The following is a 6,525-nucleotide window of genomic DNA, read 5'->3' as shown; positions in this document are numbered from 1 at the left end:
CCGGACCGGTAACCGCCGGTCCGGGTCGCAGCCCAGGGTCAGCGCCGCCGCGTTGGTGACCGCGTAGTAGACGAGCACCGTGCAGCTGGAGAAGCCGATCGCGTCGCGGACGTCGCCGAGCAGCACCACCACGATCACCACGGCGGCCACGGCCAGTTCGGCGCGGTGCGGCACCTGGTGCAAGGGGTGCACGGCGGCCAGCGCGCCGGGCAGGTCGCGGCGGCGGGCCATCGCGAGGGTGGTCCGGCCGACCCCGGCGACGAGGGAGAGCAGCACCCCGACGACGGCGATGGTGGCACCGGCGCGGACCACCCAGGCCAGGCCGGGCAACCCGGCGGTGGTCACCACGTCGACCAGGGGCGCGGCGGACTCGGCCAGCCGGTCGGCGCCGAGCACGCCGAGCGTGACCACGGCCAGCACCAGGTAGATCGCGAGCACCGCCCCGAGCGCCAGCGGCACCGCGCGGGGGATGGTCCGTTGCGGGTCGCGGACCTCCTCGCCGAGCGTGGCGATCCGCGCGTACCCGGCGAACGCGAAGAACAGCAGCCCGGCGGCGGTGAGCACACCCCGGGCCGAGCCGCCGGGGTCGGTCAGCCGATCCAGGCGCACCGGGCCGCCCACCACGCCGACGGCCGCGACCAGGGCGAGCACCGCGAGCACGAGCGCCACCAGCAGCTTCGTGGCGGTGGCCGTCTTGCCGATGCCGCGCAGGTTCACCGCGGTCACCGCGAGCACCGCGCCGACGGCGACCAGCCGGGCCTGACCCGGCCACAGGTACGCCCCGATGGTCAACGCCATCGCCGCGCAGCTCGCCGTCTTACCGATCACGAACCCCCAACCGGCCACGAAACCGGCGAACGGCCCGAGGCGCTCCCGGCCGTAGACATAGGTGCCGCCGGACTCCGGATAGCGGGCCGCCAGCCGCGCCGAGCTGGTCGCGTTGCAGAAGGCGATGAACCCGGCGAGCACCAGCGCGGGCAGCAGGCCGGCGCCGCCGGCCGCCGCCGCGGCCGGGCCGAAGACCACGAAGACGCCGGCGCCGAGCATCGAACCCAACCCGATGACAACTGCATCGGGTACGCCGAGCCGCCGCGCCAGTTGATCCACGAGCCGACCCTAGGGGTACGAGGTGAACGGCCGGTCCCATCCGCGTAGCCGGCCCGGAAGCGGCACGTCGTCCCACGGCACCCGGTGCAGCAGCCGGTCCAGGAAGAGGCCGAGCAGCAGGGCCGCCACTCCGTCGGTGAGCCAGTGGAAGTTCAGGTATGTCGTGGTGGCCAGCAGGATCGCTGGCGGCGCGAATCGGATCAGTCGGTGCACTGTCGGGTGCAGTCGCCCGGCTGTCAAAGCGGTCAGCAGCACGGCTATGACGCCGTACCAGACGATCGCGTTGGCGACGTGCCCAGACGGGTAGGAGAGGTCGTACTCGGTGGGCGGCAGGTCGTTGAAGATCCGGACCGACTCGCTCGGCGGCAGGTCGGAGCTGGGTGCCGCCCGGTTGGTCAGGACCTTGAGCGGTCCGACCGTCAGGTACAGGAGCACGAATGCCCCCGCCAGCAGCAGCAGTGGCCGGACTGTGCGCGCCCGCCACGCGACCGCCAGGCCGAGCGCCCCGGCGATCGGCATCAGCAGCCAGCCACCCTGCCCGAGGAAGTTGAATGCCCGCGCCGTCCAGTAGATCGGCGCCGGGTGATGGGCGTAGGCCCACTCCCGGACGGCGAGGTCCACACCGAGCAACGCACCTCCGGCGAGGGTCAGGGTCAACGCGCCGAACCCGGCAAGCAGTAGCGCGTCGAACCACCAGCCGGCCGGGCGGACGGGCCGTAGCCGCAGGTCACGTCGTACCGCCGAGGGTTTGAGCACGGGACCACGCTACCGGCCCGGCGGGAGCCCGGGGTGTTCGGCGCTGTGTGCCCAACCACGATGTGAGGCGGATGCGGGGGGCGAGGCGTCATGCTTGTGCCCGTGCGGATCACGTCTGCCCTCGTCGACCCGGCGCTGCTCGACCTGCCCTGGTCGACACCGCTGGAGGAGTGGCCTGCCCAGCACCTGGTGGCGCTGCCGCAGGGCATCTCCCGACACATCGTCCGGTTCGTCCGGTTGGGCGATTACGTGTACGCGTTCAAGGAGACCCGCGAGCGGATCGCCGAGCGGGAGTACGACCTGCTGCGGGCGCTGGAGCGGATCGACTTCCCGTCGGTCGAGGCGGTGGCGGTGGTCGCCGACCGGCAGACCGAGGACGGGGAGCCGCTCGAATCGGTGCTGATCACCCGGCACCTTCAGTTCTCGCTGCCGTACCGGGCGCTCTTCTCGCACACCCTGCGACCGGAGACGATGAGCCGCCTGCTGGACGCGCTCGCCGCCCTGATCGTGCGGATGCACCTGACGGGCTTCTTCTGGGGCGACTGCTCGCTGTCCAACACCTTGTTCCGCCGGGACGCGGGCGCCTTCGCCGCCTACCTGGTCGACGCGGAGACGGGTGCCCTGCACAACGCGCTCTCCAACGGGCAGCGCAGCGAGGACCTGGAGATCGCCCGGGTCAACATCTTCGGCGAGGCGCTGGATCTGCAGGCCGCTGGCCTGCTGCACGAGTCCATCGACCCGGAGGTGGTCTGCGAGGAGGTCGTGCAGCGCTACGAGCGGCTCTGGCACGAGATCACCTACGAGCAGGCGGTCGAGCGGGAGGCGCGGCACGACATCGAGGGCCGGATCCGTCGCCTCAACGAGTTGGGCTTCGACGTGGCCGAGGTCGCCATGTCGAGCGCCGAGGACGGGCGTTTCCTGGTCCGGCCGAAGGTCGTCGACGCCGGCTACCACACCCGACGGCTGTTGCGGCTGACCGGCCTGGACGCCGAGGAGAACCAGGCCCGCAAGCTGCTCAACGACCTGGACGCCTACCGGGCGGAAAGCGACCTGATCGACGAGCAGCAGGCCGCGCACCGCTGGCTCACCGAGGTCTTCGAGCCGGTGGTCCGGGCCGTTCCCGCGCACCTGCGCCGCAAGCTGGAGCCTCAGGAACTGTTCGCGCAGATCATCGAGCACAAGTGGCTGCTCTCCGAGCAGGCCGGCCGGGACGTCGGCATGCGCCACGCGGTCCAGTCGTACCTGGCCGACGTCCTGGTCCACCGCCCCGACGAGCAGGCCGTCCTCGGCGTCGACGTCCCCGCCATCGGCTGAGGCCCGGCCGGGTCGTCGTGCTCACTTGGCGGCCGGTGGCCTGGCGTTGCGCGGAGCGGCGATGCGCGGAGCGGCGTGGCGAGATGTCTGGGCGCCAACTCTGGAGCTGATGTCGTAGACGATTCAGCTCCAGACGGTCTCTGGTAGTCGTGTAGAGCTGCCCCAGATGTGGGGCGGCTGCGTTCCGCAGCTGCCTTGCTCGCTCTCCGCTCCGATGCTCGTCCGCTGCCCGCCTTGCGCCCCACATGTGGGGCAGCTCTACAGGCCGCGCAACAGACCCGGCTCGCTCGACCGCGCCCGGCTGGCTCGACCGCAACCGACCGGCCTCTGTGTCACTCCACCCAGGAGCCGTTGCGCAGCACCCGCACCACGTTCAGGTCGTCGTCCAGCACCACCAGGTCGGCGCGGAGGCCGACCTGGAGGGCGCCGACCCGGTCGCCCAGGCCGATGGCCCGCGCCGGGGTGGTGGCCACCATCCGGGCGGCGTCGGCGATCGGGATCCCGGTGGACACGGCGTGCCGCAGCGCGGCGTCCATGGTCAGGGTGCTGCCGGCGATCGCACCGTCGCGGGCCAGCCGCGCCACCCCGTCGGTCACGGTGACGGCCTGGCCACCCAGCTCGTACTCGCCGTCGGGCATACCGGCGGCGGCCATCGCGTCGGTGATCAGCGCGGCCCGGTCCGGGCCGGCGGTGGCGGTGACGAACGTCAACATCCCGTCGTGCAGGTGCACCCCGTCGGCGACGAGTTCGCAGATCACGGTGGGCGCGTCGAGCAGTGCCACCACCGGTCCCGGCTCACGGTGGTGCAGCGGCCGCATCCCGTTGAACAGGTGGGTGCCGACGCTGGCGCCGGCGGCGACGGCGGCGCGGGTCTGTTCGTACGTGGCGTCGGTGTGCCCCACCGCGGCCACGACCCGTTGCGCGGTGAGCAGCTTGATGGCCTCCAGCGCGCCGTCCCGTTCGGGGGCGAGGGTGACCATCCGGACCGCGCCGCGACCCAACTCGATCAGCTCGGTCAGCTCCTCGGTGGACGGGTCGCGCAGGTACTCCGGGTTCTGTGCCCCGCAGCGGGCGGCCGACAGGTACGGCCCTTCGAAGTGGACACCCGCGAGCACACCCTCGTCGACCAGCGGAGCGAACGCCTCGGTGGCGGTGCGCATCAGCGGGAAGGGAGCGCTCACCAGGCTGGCCAGCAGAGTGGTGGTGCCGTGTGTCAGGTGGAAGTCGGCCGCCGCCCGAGCCTCGGCGGCGTCCCCGGTGGTGAACGTGTGCCCGCCACCGCCGTGCGTGTGCATGTCGACGAAGCCGGGCAGGATCCAGTGCCCGTCCCGCACCGACGGATACTCGGCCACCGCCGTGATCCGGTCGCCGTCCCACTCGACGCAGCCCTGCCGGATGACACCGGTCGGGGTCACCACTCGGCCGTTCACCCGTACGGTCATCGTTTCTCCTGACGGTCACGGACACCCAGGGTGTCCAGGGCGAGCAGGGCGGCGCCGAGGCAACCGGCCTCGTCGCCGAGGGCCGCCGCGACCAGCCGCGGCTCCCGGTGGAAGGTCATCCGCTCGTGCAGCGCCGCCCGCAGGGGGTCGAACAGCCGGTCCCCGGCCTGGGCCAGGCCGCCGCCGAGCACGATCGTCGCCACGTCGAAGAGTGCCTGCCCGGTGGCCAGGCCGTCGGCGAGCGCCTCGACGGCCTCCTGCCAGACCCGACCGGCGAGCGGTTCGCCGGCGGCGGCCCGCTGAGCCACCTCGGCCGTGGTCACCACCCCGACGGTCTCGCCGGCCAGTTCGGCGTAGCGGCGGCCGATCGCGGCGGCCGAGGCGACCGCCTCCAGGCAGCCGGGTCGACCACAGCCACAGCGCGGGCCGTCCGGCCGGACCATGATGTGGCCGATCTCGCCGGCCGCGCCGTGCGCGCCCACCGCGGCGGCGCCGTCGACCACGTGTGCGGCGGCGATGCCGGTGCCGATCGCCACGAACAGCACGTGCCCGGCGCCGCGCCCGGCACCGAGCCGTGCTTCGGCGAGACCACCGACGCGCACGTCGTGGCCGAGCGCCGTGGGCAGGCCGAGCCGCGACACCGCCAGGTCCCGCAGGGGTACGTCCCGGAAGCCCACGTTCGCCGACCAGACCGCCACCCCGCGCGCCTCGTCCACGATCCCCGGTACGGCGATGCCGACCGCGACCGGGGTGAGCCCGTCGGCGCGGGCCTTGTCGGCGAGCCCGACGGCGACGTCCAGGATGGTGTCGACCACGGCGTCCGGGCCGCGCGTCGCGTCGGTGGGGTGCCGTTCGGTGCGTACCGCGACGCCGTCCGGGCGGACCAGGGCGCACTTCATGCCGGTGCCGCCAACGTCCAGCGCGACGACCACCCGGTCGGCGTCCATGGCGTCGGCGTCCCTCACGCCAGCACCACCGACCGGGACAGGTGTCGGGGCGCGTCCGGGTCGAGGCCCCGACTGGTCGCGAGCGCGACCGCGAAGCGTTGGGCGAGGATCAGGTCGGCCATCGGGTCGACCGGGGTACGACCGGCGGACCAGCTGCCCAGCACCGTGCGCCAGCCGTGCGTACGGCTGTGCACGAAGGCCGCTCCGGTGGCGGCCACGTCCTCGGGCAGCCCCTCCGGCAACTCGCCGAACGCCCAGACCAGCCGGCCGGGCGCGGCGACCGAGATGGGGCCGTGCCGGTAGTCCATCGCCGGGTACGCCTCGGCCCAGAACGTGGCCGCCTCGCGGCACTTCAGCGCTGCCTCGTGGGCCAGCCCGACCGTCCACCCCCGACCGAGGAAGGTGGCCTGCCCGATGGTGGCCGGGTCGATCGGCAGCGGGGAGCGCACCGCCACCTCGGCGTCGGCGGCGAGCGCGGCCACCGGGTCACCGAGGTGTGCCCGCAGCAGGGCCAGCGCGGTGGTGGCGAAACGGGTCTGCACCACCGACCGCTCGTCGGCGAACGGCATGGTCACCGCGGCGGCCGCCAGCTCGACCGCCGGGGACGTCGGGTCGCCGACGAGGACGGTGGTGGGCGTGTGCCCGCGGAGCGCGGCGAGCAGCTCCACCACCTCGGTGGTGGTGCCGGAGCGGGTGATCGCGATGAGTCGGTCGTAGCGGCGGCCGGCGGGGAACTCGGACGCCTGGAACGCGTCGGTCTCGCCCTGGCCGGACTGTTCCCGGCGGGCCGCGTACGCCATCGCCATGAACCACGACGTGCCGCAACCGACGACGGCGACCCGCTCGCCGGGGCGCGGCAGGTCATCGCGTACGACCCCGGCCAGTCCGGCGGCCTCCCGCCAGCAGTCGGGCTGGCTCGCGATCTCCGCGTCCACGTACGCCATGGGAAACTCCTCGCA

General features: G+C 73.4%; 6 protein-coding genes. 1 reads left to right on the top strand and 5 read right to left on the bottom strand.

Annotated features, from left to right (window positions below; translation table 11 throughout):
- Positions 1–1,107, bottom strand: a 1,107-nt coding sequence (locus F8271_RS05665; RefSeq protein ID WP_151488583.1) for an APC family permease, incomplete at its 3' end; no start/stop codon positions are given.
- Positions 1,108–1,116: 9 nt separating this feature from the next.
- Complete coding sequence (locus F8271_RS05660; RefSeq protein ID WP_151488582.1) at positions 1,117–1,863, bottom strand: phosphatase PAP2 family protein; 747 nt, start codon at positions 1,861–1,863, stop codon at positions 1,117–1,119.
- 102 nt (positions 1,864–1,965) lie between these two features.
- On the opposite strand from F8271_RS05660, the gene F8271_RS05655 reads away from it, so the two are divergent.
- On the top strand, positions 1,966–3,177 hold the full coding sequence (locus tag F8271_RS05655) for a DUF4032 domain-containing protein (RefSeq protein WP_225854182.1): 1,212 nt from the start codon (positions 1,966–1,968) through the stop codon (positions 3,175–3,177).
- Positions 3,178–3,509: 332 nt separating this feature from the next.
- On the opposite strand, the gene nagA is transcribed toward F8271_RS05655, so the two are convergent.
- The 3 genes from nagA to F8271_RS05640 are packed head-to-tail and all read right to left on the bottom strand — an operon-like array spanning position 3,510 to position 6,510.
- Positions 3,510–4,619 carry an N-acetylglucosamine-6-phosphate deacetylase gene (gene nagA, locus F8271_RS05650; RefSeq protein ID WP_151488580.1) on the bottom strand — a complete coding sequence of 370 codons (1,110 nt, stop codon included), beginning with the start codon at positions 4,617–4,619 and terminating at the stop codon, positions 3,510–3,512.
- Positions 4,616–5,566, bottom strand: a complete 951-nt coding sequence (locus F8271_RS05645; protein WP_151488589.1) for an ROK family protein — start codon at positions 5,564–5,566, stop codon at positions 4,616–4,618. The genes nagA and F8271_RS05645 overlap by 4 nt, the downstream gene beginning before the upstream one ends.
- Before the next feature lie 14 nt (positions 5,567–5,580).
- Positions 5,581–6,510, bottom strand: coding sequence for an SIS domain-containing protein (locus F8271_RS05640; RefSeq protein ID WP_151488579.1), 930 nt, complete (start codon positions 6,508–6,510; stop codon positions 5,581–5,583).
- Positions 6,511–6,525 lie beyond the last annotated feature (15 nt).

Origin of the sequence: Micromonospora sp. ALFpr18c (genome assembly GCF_008868155.1) — a bacterium.
In the GTDB taxonomy this organism is placed as follows: domain Bacteria; phylum Actinomycetota; class Actinomycetes; order Mycobacteriales; family Micromonosporaceae; genus Micromonospora.
The sequence above is the reverse complement of the archived record's forward strand: the minus strand, read 5'-3'. Positions and strand labels throughout refer to the sequence as shown.

Bases quoted from the DNA above. Each gene is read 5' to 3' on its own strand.
- F8271_RS05645 (WP_151488589.1), bottom strand. From the start codon at position 5,566: ATGGACGCCGACCGGGTGGTCGTCGCGCTGGACGTTGGCGGCACCGGC.
- F8271_RS05640 (WP_151488579.1), bottom strand. From the start codon at position 6,510: ATGGCGTACGTGGACGCGGAGATCGCGAGCCAGCCCGACTGCTGGCGG.
- nagA (WP_151488580.1), bottom strand. From the start codon at position 4,619: ATGACCGTACGGGTGAACGGCCGAGTGGTGACCCCGACCGGTGTCATC.